17 protein-coding genes are annotated in these 19,807 nt (G+C 48.2%); 4 read left to right on the top strand and 13 right to left on the bottom strand.

Annotated elements, in window-relative coordinates; translation table 11 throughout:
- The first annotated feature begins 35 nt into the window (after positions 1-35).
- A complete protein-coding gene (locus tag PAHA3_RS21280) occupies positions 36-1,010 on the top strand; it encodes an aldo/keto reductase (RefSeq protein WP_062836693.1) in 975 nt (324 codons plus the stop codon).
- 144 nt (positions 1,011-1,154) lie between these two features.
- On the opposite strand, the gene PAHA3_RS21275 is transcribed toward PAHA3_RS21280, so the two are convergent.
- From PAHA3_RS21275 to PAHA3_RS21265, 3 genes are all read right to left on the bottom strand, one after another.
- Positions 1,155-1,616 carry a MarR family winged helix-turn-helix transcriptional regulator gene (locus PAHA3_RS21275; protein ID WP_062836692.1) on the bottom strand — a complete coding sequence of 154 codons (462 nt, stop codon included), beginning with the start codon at positions 1,614-1,616 and terminating at the stop codon, positions 1,155-1,157.
- A gap of 132 nt (positions 1,617-1,748) precedes the next feature.
- The gene (locus PAHA3_RS21270) at positions 1,749-2,426 is read right to left on the bottom strand and encodes a TIGR00266 family protein (RefSeq protein ID WP_062836691.1); all 678 of its coding nucleotides are present in this window, start codon (positions 2,424-2,426) and stop codon (positions 1,749-1,751) included.
- Positions 2,423-2,818: a winged helix-turn-helix transcriptional regulator gene (locus PAHA3_RS21265; RefSeq protein WP_062836690.1), complete on the bottom strand. Its 396-nt coding sequence runs from the start codon at positions 2,816-2,818 to the stop codon at positions 2,423-2,425. The genes PAHA3_RS21270 and PAHA3_RS21265 overlap by 4 nt, the downstream gene beginning before the upstream one ends.
- 164 nt (positions 2,819-2,982) lie before the next feature.
- Here PAHA3_RS21265 and PAHA3_RS21260 point away from each other — a divergent pair, with 164 nt between their 5' ends.
- Together PAHA3_RS21260 and PAHA3_RS21255 are read left to right on the top strand one after the other, a co-directional pair.
- The gene (locus PAHA3_RS21260; RefSeq protein ID WP_062836689.1) at positions 2,983-4,176 is read left to right on the top strand and encodes an MFS transporter; all 1,194 of its coding nucleotides are present in this window, start codon (positions 2,983-2,985) and stop codon (positions 4,174-4,176) included.
- 215 nt (positions 4,177-4,391) lie between these two features.
- Entirely contained in the window at positions 4,392-5,249 is an 858-nt protein-coding gene (locus tag PAHA3_RS21255; RefSeq protein WP_062836688.1) for an aldo/keto reductase, read from the top strand.
- 116 nt (positions 5,250-5,365) lie between these two features.
- Here the strand turns inward: PAHA3_RS21255 and PAHA3_RS21250 are convergent, their stop codons facing one another.
- The 8 genes from PAHA3_RS21250 to PAHA3_RS21215 all read right to left on the bottom strand — a co-directional run bounded on the left by PAHA3_RS21250 (position 5,366) and on the right by PAHA3_RS21215 (position 16,142).
- A complete protein-coding gene (locus PAHA3_RS21250; protein ID WP_062836687.1) occupies positions 5,366-7,465 on the bottom strand; it encodes a glycosyl hydrolase family 18 protein in 2,100 nt (699 codons plus the stop codon).
- On the bottom strand, positions 7,466-9,037 hold the full coding sequence (locus PAHA3_RS21245) for a chitinase (protein ID WP_062836686.1): 1,572 nt from the start codon (positions 9,035-9,037) through the stop codon (positions 7,466-7,468).
- A 389-nt stretch (positions 9,038-9,426) separates the two neighbouring features.
- Positions 9,427-10,482, bottom strand: coding sequence for a pectinesterase family protein (locus PAHA3_RS21240; RefSeq protein WP_082762937.1), 1,056 nt, complete (start codon positions 10,480-10,482; stop codon positions 9,427-9,429).
- Complete coding sequence (locus PAHA3_RS21235; protein ID WP_062836685.1) at positions 10,479-11,591, bottom strand: glycoside hydrolase family 88/105 protein; 1,113 nt, start codon at positions 11,589-11,591, stop codon at positions 10,479-10,481. Before PAHA3_RS21235 ends, PAHA3_RS21240 begins: the two co-directional genes overlap by 4 nt.
- A gap of 70 nt (positions 11,592-11,661) precedes the next feature.
- Positions 11,662-12,627 (bottom strand): LacI family DNA-binding transcriptional regulator, encoded by a 966-nt coding sequence (locus PAHA3_RS21230; RefSeq protein WP_167350921.1) that lies wholly within the window; start codon positions 12,625-12,627, stop codon positions 11,662-11,664.
- A gap of 32 nt (positions 12,628-12,659) precedes the next feature.
- The gene (locus PAHA3_RS21225; RefSeq protein ID WP_062836683.1) at positions 12,660-14,255 is read right to left on the bottom strand and encodes an extracellular solute-binding protein; all 1,596 of its coding nucleotides are present in this window, start codon (positions 14,253-14,255) and stop codon (positions 12,660-12,662) included.
- Positions 14,256-14,324: 69 nt separating this feature from the next.
- Positions 14,325-15,206 carry a carbohydrate ABC transporter permease gene (locus PAHA3_RS21220; RefSeq protein WP_062836682.1) on the bottom strand — a complete coding sequence of 294 codons (882 nt, stop codon included), beginning with the start codon at positions 15,204-15,206 and terminating at the stop codon, positions 14,325-14,327.
- A gap of 30 nt (positions 15,207-15,236) precedes the next feature.
- A complete protein-coding gene (locus PAHA3_RS21215; protein WP_062836681.1) occupies positions 15,237-16,142 on the bottom strand; it encodes an ABC transporter permease in 906 nt (301 codons plus the stop codon).
- A 484-nt stretch (positions 16,143-16,626) separates the two neighbouring features.
- Between PAHA3_RS21215 and PAHA3_RS21210 the strand changes: the two genes are divergently transcribed.
- Positions 16,627-17,409, top strand: a complete 783-nt coding sequence (locus PAHA3_RS21210) for an ABC transporter ATP-binding protein (protein ID WP_062836680.1) — start codon at positions 16,627-16,629, stop codon at positions 17,407-17,409.
- A gap of 192 nt (positions 17,410-17,601) precedes the next feature.
- Here PAHA3_RS21210 and PAHA3_RS21205 read toward each other — a convergent pair whose 3' ends face one another.
- Together PAHA3_RS21205 and PAHA3_RS21200 are read right to left on the bottom strand one after the other, a co-directional pair.
- Complete coding sequence (locus PAHA3_RS21205) at positions 17,602-18,330, bottom strand: class I SAM-dependent methyltransferase (RefSeq protein ID WP_062836679.1); 729 nt, start codon at positions 18,328-18,330, stop codon at positions 17,602-17,604.
- 151 nt (positions 18,331-18,481) lie between these two features.
- Entirely contained in the window at positions 18,482-19,777 is a 1,296-nt protein-coding gene (locus PAHA3_RS21200; protein ID WP_062836678.1) for a glycosyltransferase family 2 protein, read from the bottom strand.
- Positions 19,778-19,807: the final 30 nt, after the last annotated feature.

Raw genomic sequence — 19,807 nt, 5'->3', positions numbered from 1 at the left:
CCTCTACAAGATGAACAGAAAAGGAGCGATGAAGGATGGAGTATCGACGTTTGGGCAATAGTGGTCTGCGTGTATCTGCACTGGGGCTCGGCACCAATGCGTTTGGCAAACGCGCAGATGAAGCAGCTTCTACCCGCATTATTCATGCAGCGATGGATCAGGGCATCAACTTTATTGATACCGCCAATATCTACGCAGGTACGGAATCGGAACGTATCATTGGACAGGCTCTCACAGGTCGACGGGAAAACGCGGTGCTTGCTACCAAAGCCGGATTACCCCGGCATGATGGTCCTCATGGGCGGGGTTCTTCCCGCTACCATCTGCAACAAGAGCTGGAACATAGCCTGCGGCGTCTGCAGACGGATTATGTGGATCTCTACCAGATCCATACCTTTGATCCGCATACACCGCTGGATGAAACACTGCGCACACTGGACGATATGGTCACTTCAGGCAAAGTTCGTTATATCGGAGCCTCCAACTACGCAGCCTGGGAGCTGATGAAAGCTTTGGGGATCAGTGAACAGAAAGGTTATGTGCGCTACATCTCCACCCAAACCAGCTACTCTCTGGCAGACCGTACACCTGAGCTTGAACTGGTTCCGATGTGCCTCGATCAGGGTGTAGGCATTATTCCGTATTTCCCATTGGCAGGCGGTATTCTGACAGGTAAATATAACGGACAGACCAGTGTGCCTTCTGGTTCCAGAGCAGACACCGATCCGTCCTTCAACCGTTTCCTGCTGGAGCATAATATCCAACTAAGTGAACAAGTGAGTGCTAAAGCTGCCTCATATGGCTGCTCCCCAAGTGTGCTGTCGCTCGCATGGCTACTGACACGTCCAGCTGTATCCACAGTGATTGTGGGCGCTACACGCACCGAACAGCTGGAACATAATTTGGCTAGTTTGGACATGTCACTGCCCGATGAGCTGTTGGCCGATCTGGATCAGATCAGTGACTCTTTCCGTCGCCGCGAGCCGTTTGCATCCTATCGAATCGATTAAAACAACTGAAATAAACCTCCTGACGGATAAAGTCAGGAGGTCTATTTGTATTTTGTAGCGACGCTATAATTATTAGTAATTAGAAAAACTTCCAGTTCCACTACATTATGTAGTTTAATAAAATAAAAAAAATTATATTATGGATTAGCCCTCTGTTTTTTGGCGAAGAAACTCCTGCATGATCTCCAAATACTCTCCCTTACGATCATCCAAAGTTTCGAAGAATGCCTTGTCCGATTCCTCGACAAGATGAATTCCCTCCACAGCCAATCGGGTTCCTTCTTCCGTTGTTGTGATAATATTGGCACGCGTATCCGTCTGATGACGAGCGCGGGTAATTAATCCTCTCTTTTCAAGTGCACGCAGAACCTGAGAAGTCACGTTAACATCCACCTTGGCAAACTGAGCAATCTGAACCTGAGTTACTCCTTTGCCTTCCTCATCGTGTTCATTGAGCCATAAACAGGCGTGCAACAATACAAATTGGGGCTGTGTTAGTTCGAGTGGCTCCAACACCCGACGTACTTCCTTTTGCCACATCGCTGTTACCTGCCATAGCAGGTATCCCGGGCTTTCTTGTGCGTTTTTATACTGTGAGCTTGTCATCTCATACCTCCATGATGTGCGACCTTGTGCAACAGAATATGTATCCATCAGATATTACAGTAAGTCCGTTATTCATATAACGATGATGGAAACACATCCGTTGCAACTCTGTGTATTCTTCTATAAAAATATTTAGCGCGTAGGAATGAACTGCTTCACCCATTGTCCGAATCCTTGCGGATTGCGGCTCTGTATAAGAATGGTTCCTTCTCCACGGAACCGACATACCAATCCTTCTCCACTTGTAACACTGGATAACCAGCCCTGTGAAGCTTTCTCAATGCGGTAATCTACATAATGAGGCCATGCCACCAAATGGGCATTATCCACGATCATTTCTTCACCAGCGGCAAGATTGATCGCATGGATTGCACCATAGGAAGACAGAAATACGGTTCCACGCCCACTAATCTCAATAATAAAGAAACCCTCTCCCGAAAAGAGACCTTTCTTCAGGTTTTGCATTTTGGTATTCACCTGAATGCCTTCAGTTCCTGCCAGAAATCCGTCTTTCTGCACATAGAGTGAATAGGAACCGTCCAATTCAACGGCTTCCACATCGCCCATGCTTGAAGGTGAGAGCAGAATCTCTGCAGATCCGCCCGCAGCCGTCAATTCCTGAAAAAAGAACTTCTCCCCGCTCAGCATCCGACCGAACCCGGCAAACATCCCACCTTCTGCTGAACCCTTCAGTTCAACCGTCGGAGTCATGGATACCATCGCACCACTCTCCGCCTTGAACCGTTCTCCCCGTTGCAAATGTACTTTAAGCATCGCAAAAGCACCATCATATAGAATCTCATAGTTCACGGTTGCACCAGCTCCCTATTGTCTGAGTTAAAATCATTGAGCCCATTGTCCTCCAGCACTGCTGATTTATCTCCGTATTCCTTCACAATATGCTGATCTCCCCAATTACAGAGCGCATTGAGAATCGGTTCCAAACTGCGGCCATAATCACTCAATTCGTACTCCACTTTGGGAGGGACCTGATTATATACAATCCGGTTGACGATCCCGTCGTTCTCAAGCTCCCTCAGTTGCTGTGTTAACATTTTCTGTGTAATTGCGGGCATAATACGCTTGAGATCACTGGTTCGCTTTTTCCCATGTGTCAGGTGACAGAGAATAACGCACTTCCACTTGCCACCGATCACCTCAAGGGTAGCTTCAACCGAGATGTTATATTTTTTTCGAACCATATCTTGCTTCCTCCCTGATGAATTGGATTACATCCGTTGCATGCTGTATAGGCACCAAAAAGTACGTAGGGTACTAAAAAGTACGTACTATTCAATCTATACTGAATAACTCATAATAGCATTTGCCGGTACGTAAATCTACATTCTGGGGAGTTGAGCAAGAAATGTTACAAGATTCGAAACGCAGCACCTGGGCGCTGCTGGCGCTGGCTATCAGTGCGTTCGCGATCGGTACCACAGAGTTTATAAGCGTCGGGCTACTGCCCCTTATTGCAGATGATCTCGGCATTTCCGTAACTACAGCGGGACTGACCGTTACTTTATATGCCTTAGGCGTTACCTTTGGGGCTCCTATCCTAACCTCACTGACGTCTACCGTATCACGCAAAACGTTACTGCTTGCCATCATGGTTGTCTTCATTGCCGGTAACACGATGGCTGCACTATCAACGGGTATCACCATGTTACTCATTGCACGAGTGGTATCCGCTCTTGCTCACGGCGTATTCATGTCCATCGGCTCCACGATTGCAGCCGATCTGGTACCTGCCAATCGCAGAGCAAGCGCCATTGCCATCATGTTCTCCGGGCTAACGATCGCCACGGTAACAGGCGTACCTCTCGGTACCCTCATCGGTCAACATTGGGGCTGGCGCGCTGCCTTTATCCTCATTGTTGTGGTTGGCATCATTGCGATGATCGGAAACCTGATACTCGTGCCATCCACGTTAAAACGTGGAACACGAACGGCATTCCGGGATCAGCTGAAGCTGGTTACAGGTGGGCGCTTGCTGCTTGCTTTTGCCATTACTGCTGTTGGGTACGGAGGAACATTTGTTGTCTTTACGTATCTGTCCCCGTTATTGCATGATATCAGCGGCTATTCTGAGAAAACGGTAGCGTTCATTCTATTGTTGTACGGAATCGCCATTGCAGTCGGTAATATCATCGGCGGCAGAGCAGCCAATCGCAACCCGCTCAAGGCGCTCTTCTACATGTTCATCATTCAGACCATCATTCTGGGCATCATGTACTTTACGGTCCCATTCAAGTTGGCAGCATTGCTCACCATTATGGGCATGGGATTGCTGGCCTTCATGAATGTGCCTGGTCTTCAGATGTATGTTGTAACCTTGGCTGAACGATATGCACCACAGGCCAAGGATGTAGCCTCAGCTTTCAACATCGCCGCATTTAATGCAGGCATTGCCATAGGTGCCTATCTGGGTGGCGTGATCAATGACTCCATCGGTCTGATTCACACGACATGGGTCGGCGCCTTGATGGTTCTCGTAGCTGTAATCCTGACCGCGTGGGCTAAAATGCTGGAAAACAAGGATCAACAAGTACCAGCCTAAATGGAGAAAGTTTCGTTCTAAGCTTCATTCCGACCACAGGCGCAGGCTTTTGTGTATCGGTTCCAGCCATTGAAGGGAACCGGTTTCAAATCGTATTTTACTATACTATATACGTTGAGCCCTATTTGATCTAGTATGATTTGATTTTGTATGATGAAATAACGGCAATTCAGCTTGAAATGACTGATTTTTACACATTTGAAGGAGGAACTCTCATGACAACAGCTCAAACCGCACAACATTTACAATCTACAGTAACTTTGCATAACGGTGTTCATATGCCTTGGTTTGGACTTGGCGTATTTAAGGTAGAAGAAGGATCTGAATTGATTGAAGCTGTGAAAAATGCGATTAAACATGGCTACCGCAGTATCGATACTGCCGCAATATACGGCAATGAAGCTGGCGTGGGCCAAGCCATTGCCGAAGCCTTGAAAGAAAATAATCTGAAACGTGAAGAGTTGTTCGTGACATCGAAAGTATGGAATGCAGACCTCGGATATGAGGAAACGCTTGCCGCTTTTGATACCACATTGAACAAACTGGGACTGGAATACCTCGACTTGTATCTAATTCATTGGCCTAAGGCAGGCAAATACAAAGCAGCCTGGAAAGCAATCGAGGAGCTGTATGCAGCAGGCCGCATTAAGGCTATTGGTGTAAGTAACTTCCAGATTCACCATCTCGAAGACCTGATGCAGGATGCCAAAGTGAAGCCGATGATCAATCAGGTGGAATACCACCCTCGCCTGACTCAGGTTGAGCTTAAGGCCTTCTGTGAAAAGCATGGTATTCAGCTTGAAGCTTGGTCACCTCTAATGCAGGGTCAGTTACTGGACAATCCAGTGCTTACTCAGATTGCTTCATCCAAAGGCAAATCGGTTGCACAAGTAATCCTGCGTTGGGATCTGCAAAATGGAGTCATTACCATTCCGAAGTCGACCAAAGAACCGCGGATTATCGAGAACTCTTCCATCTTCGACTTTGAACTTTCAAATGAAGAGATGGATCAGATCAACGCTCTGAACGAAAATGTTCGCGTTGGACCTGATCCAGATAATTTCGATTTCTAATAGATAGCCTTTTGGGAGGCTGCTTTGTTTGTCATTGACATAGCATAGCGAAAACCACCGGACCAGGAGCCGGTGGTTTTTCGTCATATTTAAAAATGTTGTAATTCATATTTTAACTATTGGACCTGCCACAATGCAGGAACATTGGATGGTTCCCACCCAGGCAAGGATGTGTGGGACTGCAAGCATTTATACGTCTTGCCGCTATACGTCACCAGCTGTCCAACAGTATAGGCTGTATTGGCCTGCCAGGCGGAAACGCCCGGATTCGTCGTTCCGGTTGCCGTTTTTACAGTCACAGCACTACTCGCAGCAGACGTATTTCCCGCCGCATCTTTTGCTTTCACCGTAAATGTGTACGAGGTATCTGCTGCAAGCCCGCTGATCGTTGCCGTCGTTCCGGTCACCGTTGTCGCCAGTACCGTTCCGTTGTACACATCATAACCCGTTACACCCACGTTATCCGTGGATGCCGACCAGCTCAGCGTTACGCTGGATGTCGTTTGCGCGGTGGACACAAGGTTCGTTGGTGCAGTTGGTGCTTGCGTATCGCCTCCCGGCTGAGTCGTTGTGCTTACAGTTACAGCGTTACTGGCAGCAGACAGATTACCTGCCGCATCCTTTGCTTTTACCGTAAAGCTGTAGGACGTACCCGCTGACAGTCCGCTGATTGTTGCGGTCGTCCCGTTGACGGAGGTCACAAGATTGGCACCATTGTAGACGTTATAACCGGTAACACCCACATTATCTGTTGAAGCATTCCAAGCCAGCGTCACGGAGGTAGCTGTCACACCTGTCGAACGGGCATTACCGGGTACGCTTGGCGCCGTCGTATCTGCTGGAGGCACTGTACCTCCGGTAGGGAGATCGGCTTTCAGTTTATTTTGAAGTGTTTTGTTCCGGTCACCGCTAAGCTCCCAGAACATCGCTCCGCCAAGTCCTTTGCTTTTGATATAAGCGGTTTTATATCCAATAGACTCCGCATCGTCATAGCTGATAAAGCGCTTGTTGGACGCATTATAGAGATATGGCACTTTCGCCGTGTCATTCCAGTAACGGGTATACCCGTTTTTGTTGATGTAATTGGCCTCCAGATCGTAGAAATCAAAGGAGCCTGCTTCCCATGTTCCCACGGAAGAACCACCCGTGCACGTCTGATACTGGCCATTGCCCGCCTGTGCGCATCCATCCCAGCCACGTCCATAGAACGGAACACCAAGCACAAGTTTAGCGGCTGGTACGCCTGCATTCAGATGCCCTTGTGCTCCGGCAGCCACATTAAATGTATTGGCATCCGGCACCCCAGCAGTCGAAGCCGCAGGGTCATAGTTCAACGGCGCGTTATGCGCGCTGACTTTTTGCCAAGCCCCGTTAAAATCGTATGTCATAATATTAATCCAGTCGACGATGGCAGCTATATTGGCAAGCTCCGTATTGGCCACATAGGTCGTCGATGCACCGCTTGCAATCGTAAGCAGATACTTCTTGCCGTCTACAGCTCCTGCTGCATCCAGCTTTTCACGGATTTTGCTCAGGAGCAGGGTATAGTTCTGCTTATCCTCAGGACGTTTGCTGTTACCATCCAGCCCACCCGATACCGGATACTCCCAGTCCAGATCGACCCCGTCAAAATTGTATTTTCGCAGGAAGTCCACGGCAGAGTTCGCAAAGACCTCTCGCGTTGCAGCCGTCGCGGCTACATCGGAGAAGCGATTGGACCACGTCCATCCTCCCACGGAGATGATTGTCTTCAGATTAGGATTGATTTGTTTTAGCTTGTTCAGCTGATTGATGTTGCCTGCGATGGGTTGATCCCACGTATCCCCTGCAAATGTCTTACCCGTATCAATCCATGGATCGCCAAGCACGATTGTTCCGTTGGGCACATTGATCGTCTGGCTTTTTTCATTCTGACAGGTCCATGTCACCGGATTTGGGCCCGAAGGGTCCGGATTTCCATGAATGCCGTTCCAGCAAATATCTGCAAAAGCATAGTTGATATGCGTCACTTTGTTTGGATCGATATCAGTTACATTATAGTTTCTCCCGTACGCAGCCCAGGACGGGTAGTAACCAACAATTTTATAAGAATCTGCAGCTGCTGCCGTAGCGGGTTGGAGCACAAAAGAAGGAACAATGACGGATAAGAGCAGAGATAGACCCAGGAAAAACGTTGCGGTTTTCTTCAAAATAGTGTGTTTATTTACATTGGGCATTTAGTACACAACCTCCTTTGTTGTTTGCGTGCTAAAACCATTCAGGAATGAACGATGTGCATTTGAGAACTGGTTGTTTGTATATGCATCCCAGTTGATGGACCAGGTCATAATCCCCTTAAGACCCACATAACCTGCAGGTTGGCGAAGGGTATAGGAACCGCCGTATGATACGCCTTTGATCAAATAATTTAATGCCTTTTGCAGCTCGACTGGGGTCGTATAACCACCTCCGGCAGCCTGTTGGGAAGCCGGCACACCGATTGCAATCTGGTCCGGTCGCAAGGGACTGAAGAATGGGCCTGTGCTGCCGCCTACATGAAAGCCTTGAAGCAGCATCTCCGCCATGGCCACATGGAAATCAGCTGTTCCTTGGGCGTAAGAGCGCCCATCCAGCCCCACCATGGAGCCCGTGTTATAATGCTGCACATGAAGCAGGCTCAGGTCATTACGCAAGGCATGGATGACTGGAAGGTATGCTCCCCAAGGACCGCCATAGCTCAGATATCCGCCCTGTACATAGGCCGTCTCCGGTGCTGCCGTCAGAATGAAGTTAGCTCCAAAATGAGATTTAACCGCTTTTACGCCATTAATGAGGTTAACGATCTTCGGTGTCGTCGGACTACGGAAATCGGTATCTCCTGCATTCAGAGACAGGGAGCTTCCTTCCAGATCGATATCAAGACCATTGAAACCATAGGTGGAAATAATCGATTTTAACGATTCTTCGAACTGCTGTCTCTTGGTCGCATCGGTGAGTTCAATGGTGCCATTGGCTCCCCCCATGGAAAGCAGCACTTTTTTTCCTTGGCTTTGAAGGTAGGCAATATCGGATTTGAATTCGGCTACCGTCGCATTATACGGAGTAAAAGCAAGTGTTCCGCTGCCATGTGAAATCGGTTCGGCAAAGGAGACATTAATGACGTCATAAGCTGTTGATACGTTACGAAGTCTGATATTGGTCGAGCCATTGTCAAAGTTGTGCCAGTAGCCGATCAGCCATTTGCTGCCGGTTGGCCCGGGATTAGAAGATCCGTTGGAAGTCGTTACACTGAGGGAGGTGCTCGCAGCGGATGTATTGCCTGCGGCATCTTTTGCTTTTACCGTAAAAACATAAGTCGTACCAGCTGTCAGTCCCGTGACTACAGCCGTTGTAGCTGAGGTGCTTGTCACGAGAACACCGTTTCGATACACCTCATATCCCGTTACGCCCACGTTATCCGTGGATGCATTCCAGGAAAGACTCACGGAGGTGTCCGTGATGGAGGATGAAGTCAGACCCGCAGGAACAGAAGGGGGTGCCGTATCTGGCGTTGGCGTTTCCCCTCCCGAACCATCCCCGACGTATTTCCACAACGCGGGCACAACAGAGGGCTCCCAACCCGTCAACGCCGTATGGGACTGAATACACTCATAATCTTTATTTTGATATGTTACTAGATCTCCTTTCTTGTATGCGGTGCCTGCCTGCCATAGGGCAGCGGCGTCAACTCTTGGTGCAAACCACGAAATAATCAGAAGAAATGCCAAAGCGAATGTAATGACCGGGCGGAATTGAACAGCTTTATTCAAGCAAAATCCCTCCTGTACTGGGTTATTCTCACCTTGCAAACAAAGCTTCAATGGTACACTTACATGTGAGCCGCGATCGATTCGTGCCTTATCAACCGTCTGACGCTGAGTGTCTTCTTCACTCCCTTCCTTACCAGAATGGACCTTCCCTCTCGTTCTTTTTTTAATAAAAACCATCCAAATTTTACAGGGAATTTACAGATCCTCACCCTGTATTTAATCAGTAAAATGCAAATCAGATAAGGGATAAATTATTTCTATAGGGGGCGAAAAATGTAAGATACCGCACAAAAAAGGCTCTCTACCAAGTCCTTAAGAGACTTGAAAGAGAGCCTTTCATCTTAGATTTTGCTTGATTTTGCACAGTAGAAAGCATGACTTCCCGCCGATTAACCCTTCTCCTCACCGAAAGGTTGCCACCCGTCTACACCGGACAGAATAAGAGGTATCGCGTATTCGGCCGCTTCCTGATCACTTAGTGTTTTTGCCCAGGGAACCCGCGCCATCGTAGTGCCTGCCCCAGGTCCGGCGCTGTTATATTCGGCGTACGCAACCGTCGCTTCAGCATCTGCCTTGTTCCAATTATGCCAGCCCTCCTGCTTCACATGAGCACCGATCCAACAGTTCAAGAAACAGACTTTGGCATGATTACGCCATGGCCTGCCGAGGTATACCGACTGAGGAGGTGCATTGCTGGTGAGATCACAATCCATAAACACATACCCATAAGGCACATCCTCCGGAGTAGAGGCTGCCGTGATCCAGCCATTCACCTCACCGTTCGCAATCGCCGTATCGGACAAACGGTTCTTGGCAAAGATCTCACAACCCTTGAACACAGCCGTTGCCGAGCCAAAAATAAAATCGATGTCGCCCTCAATGTAGCAGTGCTCATAATATTGACGCAGCTTACGCCGCTCCGCCCCATCCCGTGGCCCGCCAAAGTAGCTGCGATCCAGCGGCTGCTCTGGCAATGGTCCGGTAAAGATCGTATCCTGATGGCCGATGAAGCGACAACTGCGGAACGCTGCCCGATCTCCATCCACGTACACAGCCAACGCCTGACCTACTACCTTGCCCGGCCCGGCTGAGTTAACGAAGGATATTTGCTCTGCTGTAAAATCGTCTGCCCCGATGAAAGCTGTGTAGGAATGAAAGGTATGATACTGCGACCCATCCGGGAACTTCTTGAGCGCATAATCATCATATGTAATGACAGTATGCTCCGCTCCCTCACCGATTAGATGAATCATAGGCTTCTCAATATCCAGCTTCTCGTAATATATGCCAGCCTTAATTCGGATCGTGAAGCTTTCGGTTCCGTGGTCCGGAGCGGCATCAATTGCAGCTTGTATGGTAGCATAATCACCCGTCCCATCCGGAGAAACGGTATAATATCGCATCGATTGACCCAGATTTATATCTGGTGACACCTGCTTACTCATGACAATCGCTCCATTTCCAGCGCAGCCAGCAATAACGGAGCCATACCCATAAAGGAATCGCTTACAATCGCTTCGGTCACATAGTAGCTGTACGATCCATCCCGGTCCAGACTGAGTCCTGCCCCGTGGCAGATTCCATTCAGCTTCACTCCGTCAGCGGTTTCTTCCACCAGTCTGGAGGTGAGTCCGTTCCAACCTTTATCCGCTGCCTCTCTAAAGTGTGGCTCCAGATAACGCAAGCGTACACCCTTCGCGAGTGCATACACGAACATACTAGAGCCGGAAGCTTCCAGATAATTTCCTTTGCGGAAACCCTGATCAAGCACTTGGAACCACAGCCCACTCTCCTGCTCCTGCACCCGAACCAACGCGTTACACATCCGTTCGAAGATGCCAATGATCGTCCCACGCTTTGGATGATGCACAGGGAAATGCTCTACGCTGTCTACAATAGCCATCGCATACCAGCCCATGGCACGACTCCAGAAGTGAGCCGAACATCCCGTCAATGAATCTGCCCAGACCTGTTCCTTCGATTCATCCCAGCCATGATAAAGCAGTCCGGTGCGTGGATCACGTGTCTTGCGTTCAATCAGCAGAATCTGATGAGCTACCTCATCCCATAATTCCGGTCGGTTGAACTGCTTCGCATACTGAGCCAGAAAAGGCGATGACATATACAATCCGTCCAGCCACATCTGGAAAGGATAGATCTTTTTGTGCCAAAAGCCGCCCTCAGATGTTCGGGGCTGCCCTGCAAGTTGCGCCGCCAGTAGATGCGCGGCTTCCGTGTAACGCTGATCTCCGGTAGTATCCATCAGCCCAAACAGGTTTTTGCCCTGATTGATCTGATCCAGGTTGTATTCTTCAAGTGAATACGTCGCAATGGAACCATCTTGCTGCACATACATATCCATATGTCTCTTCATAAAAGCAATATACTCGTCCTTACCGTACTGTTTCCCCGTTTGCGCCATTGCCATTAGTGTCATACCCTGAACATAAGCCCATCGTTCAGAAGGAAACGCATGATAGCCGTTCCCATCACATTGCTGGATAATCGTCTCTGCTATTCGCTCAGACCAGGATAATTGCGTCTGTACTTGCATAACGGACACCTCCTTGAATGTTGTACCATCCTTAACGTGCACATGTGCGTCTAATCATTCTTGTTCGTCGTTACTGACACTTTGCCGTTGAATTACGATGATTCAGCTTCGGCTGAATTACTACCGGATAGTCCACCTGTTCATCACGGATCAACGATACAATCAGCTCTGCCGCCTGCGCAGCCAGTTCATCCAGCGGTGGTCCGATGGTTGTCAATGCGACCTCAGCGTATTGCATATCTGGCAGATCATCGTAACCGATTAATGAGATATCCCTGGGGACGCTATAACCTGCTTCAAGCAAAGCCCGCAGCGCTCCCCGGGTCACCAGGTTGTTCAATCCGATAAAAGCCGTGGGCGACTCCGGGCCAAATGTATGATGACGTATGGCAAAATATCCGTCCTCCCAAGAGGAGTATGCTGGCAGTACATGGTCTTCGTTGAACACCAGGCCTGTGCGCTGCATAGCCTCCCTGTATCCTTCCAGTTTGATATTTTGCGAGTTGCCAATAAAACCGATTCGGGTATGACCCAGTGATTGCAGGTGCTCCACTGCTTTGAATATGCCCTCTTTCCGATCAATCTTAATGTATGGAGAGTTCGGTGTCTCATCTGTACCCAGCACGAAACATGGCATGTTGAGCGTGGCAAACTTTTTCCAAAATACATCCCGATTGTCCAAGGCATAGTCCCACAGGATACAACCGTCCACGCGAAGCTGGCTGAAGACATCCACCCCGTCATCGGCGACGACCAGAATCATCTGGTATCCCCGTTTCTTCAGTTCTGCGTGCAGACTGCCGGATATGTTCGAGAACAGCGGATTACTCAGCTCATCCAGCACAAAACCGATGATATTGCTTCTGCCTGTGGAGAGCTGACGAGCCAACATGTTTTTCCGATACTGGTGTTTCTCCGCAACGGCGAGCACCTTCTGTTTCGTCGCCGGTTTGATCCGCGGATCATCGTTAAGGGCCTTGGATACCGTGCTATAGCTCACCCCCGCCAATTTGGCAATGTCTTTAATGGTTATCAAAATCAATCAACACCCTTCATACCTTGGGAAACTTATTGCTGTGCAGCTTTATATCGATCATACTGCGCCTGTCTGCCTGCAATAACCTGCTCAATATTCATCTTTTTCAATGTTTCAATATAACTGTCGAACTGATCCAGACTCGCATCTCCGCTAATAAACTTGAAGTTCATCTCTTCCACATATGTCGTGATGTCAGGCATCGCCATGCTCTCCACACTCGCTTCATCCGGCAGTGCGTAGACAAACGGGAACGGCTCACGGATGTAAAGCTCCAGCTCCTTATCGAGCTTGGCATGCCATTCGGCTACGACAGAATCAGCAGAGTCGGTGGATTGAATGTTAGGCAGATTGACCGGACCGATGCCGAGCTTCTGAATGTATTCATTGTCTTTGCCTTTGTCCGTGAATGTCTTCACGCCGTTCTCTTCCGTATACGTATCGTCCTTGATACCCCACGTATAATACGTCTGCGCTTCCTCACTTACGGCATAGTCCAGGAAACGGAAAGCAAGCTCCGGATTTTTGCTGTCACGTGTAATGCCGAAGATGCCACTTACCGGTGTACGTCCTACATAGAACTGATCGCCATGCGGTCCTTTTAGTGGCAAGATGCCTTTGAAAATGGGCTCTGCCGGATCATAATCCTTAAAGAGCGGGCTGTAGACCATCGACATGTACCAGCTAAAATTAAACGTCGCTCCCGTCACATCCTGAGAGATGCGCGAGGTCACCTGATCACTTGTCGTACTGGCATAATCCACGCCAAGCAGGCCTTCTTTGTACAGTCCGTTTAAATAGGTGAGATATTCCTTGTAGGCAGGCTCATAATAGCTGAAATGTACCTTGCCCTGATCGTCTGCATAGAATTGATTGGACAGATCAAGTCCAAACGCCGGGCCAAAGGCCATCGACACAAATTTCGATTCCATGGACAGCGGAATTTCATCAGCCTGCCCGTTGCCATTCGGGTCATCCGTCTTGAATTTGCGCAGCATCGCCGTGAACTCATCCAGTGTAGTCGGTTCGTTCAATCCCAGCTGCTTCAGCCAGCGCTGATTGATCATAAACACAGGCATATAGTTTCGGGTGAGCGTCTGTTGCGGGATATAATACATTTTACCATCTGGCGTCGTTAAACTGGCTTTAACCGAAGGGGACTTTTCATATATTTTTTTGAGATTGACGCCGTACTTATCCACCAGTTCGTTAATCGGGATAAACAGGCCACTGTTGATGTATTTCATGAGCTGATCCTGATCCGGCAGATATACGATATCTGGCAATCCCGTACCCGCAGCCAGCCTCGGATTCACGGCATCCGCGTAATTCTGTGGTGGAATCAGATCCCAATCGACCTCAACACCAGCATTGCTCTCGATTTTCTTCACAATGGCGGCGGTAGACAGATCCACATTGGTCGTCCATGCGTTGGTTCCGAGAACAGACAACTTAGCATCCGGCTGATCGGTTACAGGACCTGCACCAGTGTAATTAAATGCTGGTTCCGAGCTGGTTGGGGTACTTCCCGCATCATTGCCCGCCTCTGTTCCACCGCTACAACCCGCAAGGCTGATTGCCAGTATCGCTGCCATTACACTTTTTCTTCCTGCCCCTTTAAATCTCATCCATCATTCCTCCTTAGGTATGAACCACTTTGAACTCCCTTGAATGACATGACACTTAAGTAATTAAAGCTATCCTTTCACGGCTCCGAGGGTGATGCCCTTAACGAAGTACCGTTGGATAAACGGGTAGATCGTAACAATCGGCAGAATGCTGACCACAATGGATACATAACGAACCTGAAGGGAGGAGACCGCCAGTGCGCCCGAAGTCATCGTACCTCCCATCTTCTGCATCACTTCCGGCGAAGCCATGATCAGCACTCTTCGCAGGAACATCTGTAAGGGCTGCATATCCTGTTTGCCCAAATATAATAGGGCCGAGAAGAAGTTGTTCCAGTGGAATACCGCATAGTACAGGGTAAGTACGGCCAGTGTTGGCTTGATGATGGGAACCGCCAGACGGTACAGCATTGTCAGCTCGTTGGCCCCGTCTATACTGGCACTCTCGAAAATCTCATTGGGAATGCCTTCAAAAGCCGAGCGGCAGATCATGACGTTAAACGTAATCACCAGCACAGGCAGCACCATGACCCAGCGGGTATTGTACAGTCCAAGTGAGGTAATGAGCATATAGACCGGAATGAGTCCCCCCGAGAAATACATCGTGAAGGCAATGAAAAAATTCAGTTTTCTACGCAGAAAAAATTGCTGTCTCGATAACGGAAAGGCGGCGAGGCATGTTGCCACGATGTTCAACAGTGTGCCAACCACGGTGTACCAGACGGTGTTGTAGAATGACACCCACAACTCCTTGTATTGCAGGACCATTTGATAACCTGACAGGGTGAAACCGACAGGCCACAGCACGACTTTTTGTTTGTCGATTGCATCCACCGAGCTGAATGAAATACTGATCACGTACAGGAAGGGATACAACGTAATCACGACCGCCAGTATGGTCAGCAGGTAGACACATCCGTAGAACAACCGGTCACTACTCGATTTTTGCATACAGGATCTCCTTTTGGTTCAATTATGGTGTTACCAGAGTGACATCTTGGTGAGGCGTCGGGTCATGGAATTGGCTGCAAAGACCAGCACAAATGTGATAATGGAGTTGAACAAACCCACTGCTGTGGCGAAGCCGTAATTCTGTCCCTCAATTCCCATCCGGTAGACGTAGGTCGACAATACATCAGCAGTTTCGTAAGTAGCTCCGTTGTAGAGCAGATATACTTTCTCAAAACCTACGCTCATAATGCCGCCAAGCGATAGAAGCAGGAGGATGACGATTGTTGGTTTGATGCTGGGAAGGGTCAGGTGCCAGAGCTCCTGAAACTTGTTGACCCCGTCAATTTTGCCGGAATCGTACATCTCGGGATCAATGCCCATAATGGCTGCGATGTAGATGATGGAGCTGAAGCCGAAGCTCTGCCAGATGTCGGAACTGGTGAAGATGGTTCGAAACCAGCCAGCCTCCATCATGAAGTTAACTTTGTCCATACCGAGCTTGGCAATGAGGGTGTTTACAATGCCATCTGTTGGTGACAGGAAGTTGATAATCATGCCGGCTACAACGACGGTGGAGATGAAGTGAGGAAGGTACGTAACGGTCTGGGCAAATCGCTTGAATGTCCGGTTCTTGATCTCCACGATGCAGACCGCGAATAAAATCGGAATGGAAAACCCGAACAGGAGTGGCAGGAAGGCCAGCAGAAATGTGTTACGCAGCAGTCGCCAGAAGTAAATGGAATTCACGAACTGTTCGAACCAGCGCAATCCCACCCATTCCCCGCTGAGCATGCCCTGTCCGGGCAAGAAATTGCGAAATGCCAACAGCACACCAGGCATCGGAAGGTACATGAAGATAAGGTAATACAGAAAAATTGGCGAGAACATCAGCAACAAATATTTATCCCGTCTGATCAAGCTGAACAACGTAGACATGCGTCTCTTCACCTTAAATCGCTTCCCTTCGTTCATAATTACAACGTTTGAATTTTCAAACGAGTATAGCCTTCATAATTGGTACATGGATTATAATTATCCTTATATCAATTCTACTACCATTGATAAATTGCTATTATTTTATCATTTTGACTAGAACTTATTCGCTTCACCCAATGCTCAAACCATAATTACAACGTTGTAATTTTAATCCAAATGTATACGCTTACATAAACTTTTTCCCATCTTAGCAAAGTCTTCAATGTTTGGCAACAACAAAAATCAGTGTCATGCCTGGAACGTTCTAAATACAGTCCCGCATACGCGAGACTGCCCATTGAAATCTACACCTGTTTCCGATATTCCATTGCTTCCTCATCATATTGGAACGGTAAGAACAGCGTAATGACCGTTGAAACCTCACTGATTTTGTGGCTACAATACACCTAGGACAATTGAGGATAACAGAAGGAAGGAATAACGCATGATTATTGATGTACAGCATGTCACGTGGAAAAGGGGACCTCTTACCCTGCTGAACGATGTCAACTGGCAGGTTAACGACGGCGAACACTGGGCGTTGCTTGGCCTGAATGGCTCCGGCAAAACAACTCTCTTGAACATGATCACCGGGTATCTGTGGCCGACCGAAGGCAAAATATCCGTGCTAGGCCATGAATATGGCGATGTGGATCTGAGAGAGCTTCGCAAATCCATCGGCTGGGTCAGCTCATCTCTGCAAGAGAAATTGTACGGCACAGACCGCACACAGTATGTGGTGATCAGCGGTAAACATGCCACCATTGGCTTATATGACAAGCTATCAGATGATGATCTGGATCAGGCACAACAATTGATGCAAACGCTGGGCTGTCCGCACCTGTGGGATCGCGAATATCGTACCTGTTCTCAAGGCGAGAAACAGAAACTTCTTATTGCCCGAGCACTCATGGCCAATCCGCGTGTGCTCATTCTGGACGAGCCTTGTAATGGACTGGATCTGTTCTCAAGAGAAAGACTGCTGGACAGCATCCGTGAATTATCACAGCGTCCAGATACCCCTTCACTCATCTATGTCACCCATCATACCGAGGAAATATTGCCTGTGTTTAGTCACAGCCTCCTGCTTCGCCGGGGTGAAATAGTCAATAGTGGATTAACCAGCGATCTGATGAATACAGAAGTGCTGAGCAACTTCTTCGAGGCACCCGTGGAAGTTGATCGGCACGGGGAACGTGTCTATGTCAGAGCTACGGCGGATTCATAATCGCGGGGTTATACACAGCAAACGTAGCATAGGTGTAGAAACAGAATACTAAAAAGCCCAATATCTTATCCACATGTGGATAGATTTTGGGCTTTTTACTCCTATATCTAGTGTTATCCACTGTTTTCTGTGTAGAACTTTCTACTTTTTGAGTATAACTTAGCTATGTCCTTCTATATTCTTCTCCACGATCTATTTCCGGGCAGCCAGGAAAAGAAACAATGGAATCCGCTGCCTGCGCAGATAAGTTTCTTCGTTCATAAAATGTGCGCGCTGAGGTGCTGACTCACGTAAATGTTCAACACGGAACCCCGCCCGTTGTAACGCCATATAGTACGATTCAATGGAACGATGCATCTTTTTTACAGAACCGCCGAGCCACTGCTGCTCACGGAATCCTTCCACAAAATACTGATCAACCACCCAATTCGTTCGAGTCCCAGAGGGTTGCAGCGTGGACGTGATCACAGGGTGTTCTACCGAGAATACCAATGTCCCATTCTCTTTCAACGTATCGTATATGTTGCGGAACAGGCTCTCCACATCTTCAATATAGTGAACAGCCAGTCTGGATATGACCAGATCATACACTCCGGTCGGGTAGGTCCAATCTTCCATGAACGCTTGCTCAATCCGGGCATTCAATCCTTTTACTGATTCGTTAGCTGCTTGAATCATATTCACAGAACCCTCAATTCCCGTATACGTCGAACCTTCGCACTCTCCACTCAGCAATTCTGCGGCGAACCTTGCATCTCCACAACCGAGGTCCAGTATATTCTTGCCAGCAACGTCTCCGATCAACTCCAGCATCACCGGCTTCTCCAATGTATCATTGGCGTTCTCCTGCCACTTGCGACGTTCCATATACTTCTCGAAATTCGCTTCAATATCGTAAAAGTCCGATCCTCTGCCCTTCATTGCATAACCCCCATTTCTGTTAAGCATGCTCCTACTTACAGCCTGTAAGAGTATACAGAATATGGATGTGCCTGGCTATAACAAAAAGGCTGTTGCTTGAAATTATCCAGCAAGCAGCCTTTCTGCCTTACCCTTATACGCTTATCGTTGCTTAGCCAAAACGTTGCGTCTTGTACCACTTGCTCTCGCGTTTCCGAATCTTGTCCATCAACAGCGAGTAGAATGCCTTGATCGAGATCAAGATGAATAGCTGTGCATACGTGAAGTACGACACGCAGGCGTAGATGAAATTACGGGTATTGCTCTGTCCAATATCTGCGGCAAGAGCCAGATTGATCTGTAACACGTAAATAAAGTACATGAGTGCCCAACCAATGACCAGGAACACATACGCATCTCCAGCAAACTGGAACGGTGAACTTACCTCCGGTTTGAATATAGCAATGACTCGATAAACCAGATTCACGAGGAATATGATGTCCGATACAATGATCGCAAGCATGAACCAGAAATAACTGACGGCATAATAGATGACCAGCAACTTATTACGCCAACTGGAGCGGTTAAACAGATTATGGATGTTATCCAGTACGACCTGGTAGTTCCCCTTGGCCCAGCGTTCACGCTGTTTCATGTATACACTAAGCTGTTCCGGCTCCTGCTGATAGGCTTCTGCTTGCGGCGCAAGCGCCACAAACTGTCCTCGATTCAAAATCTCGAACGACAACGCGGTATCTTCTGTAATGGCTGTGACATCCCAACCACCAATTTCACGGATTAACTCGGTTTTGATAATGTAGTTCGTTCCCGGGATGGAACCAAGCTGGAACAATTCCCACAGACCCGTGTGATACACACGTTGCGAAGTAATGATTTCCAGATTGATGCATTTGGAGAGGAAATTCTGACCTCTGTTGCGTGCTTTGTTTCTACCAAAAACAACACCATATTGTTCAGGGTTCTCAAGCGATTTTTGCGCCAAAAACATTAGTGAATTCCGTTCAGGTGCGGCATCTGCATCGAAGATACAGATCCAGTCGCCCGTGGCAATTTCCAGTCCGTCATTTAATGCCCCGGACTTGCCACCTGTTCCTTTTCGCTCCATTACCATCACATTACGATGCATATAACTGGTCTGACTGAGGAATGATCTCAGCTTCTCTGCGGTATCATCTGTGCAGTTATCCGCGATCACGATGACTTGAACCTTATCCTCCGGATAATTCAGGCGCAGGATGTGCTCTACCGTCGCCACAATGACCAGACCCTCGTTGTGTGCAGGAACCATGACTGTGACTGTCGGATAATGATCCATATTGTCAGGGATCTGAATCCCTTTTTTGTCCTGTTTATTAATAAAACGAATCGCACCCGCCATAATAACAATCGACTCAAATACGGCAATCCAGATACTAAATATCGATAATATTAAAATAAAATCAGCCACTTACCTTCCTCCGATCATACTTGCGAATAA

Origin of the sequence: Paenibacillus amylolyticus, assembly GCF_001570725.1 — a bacterium.
Lineage (GTDB): Bacteria > Bacillota > Bacilli > Paenibacillales > Paenibacillaceae > Paenibacillus > Paenibacillus amylolyticus_A.
Note: the sequence above shows the minus strand (reverse complement) of the source record. Positions and strands in the feature narration are given on the sequence as shown.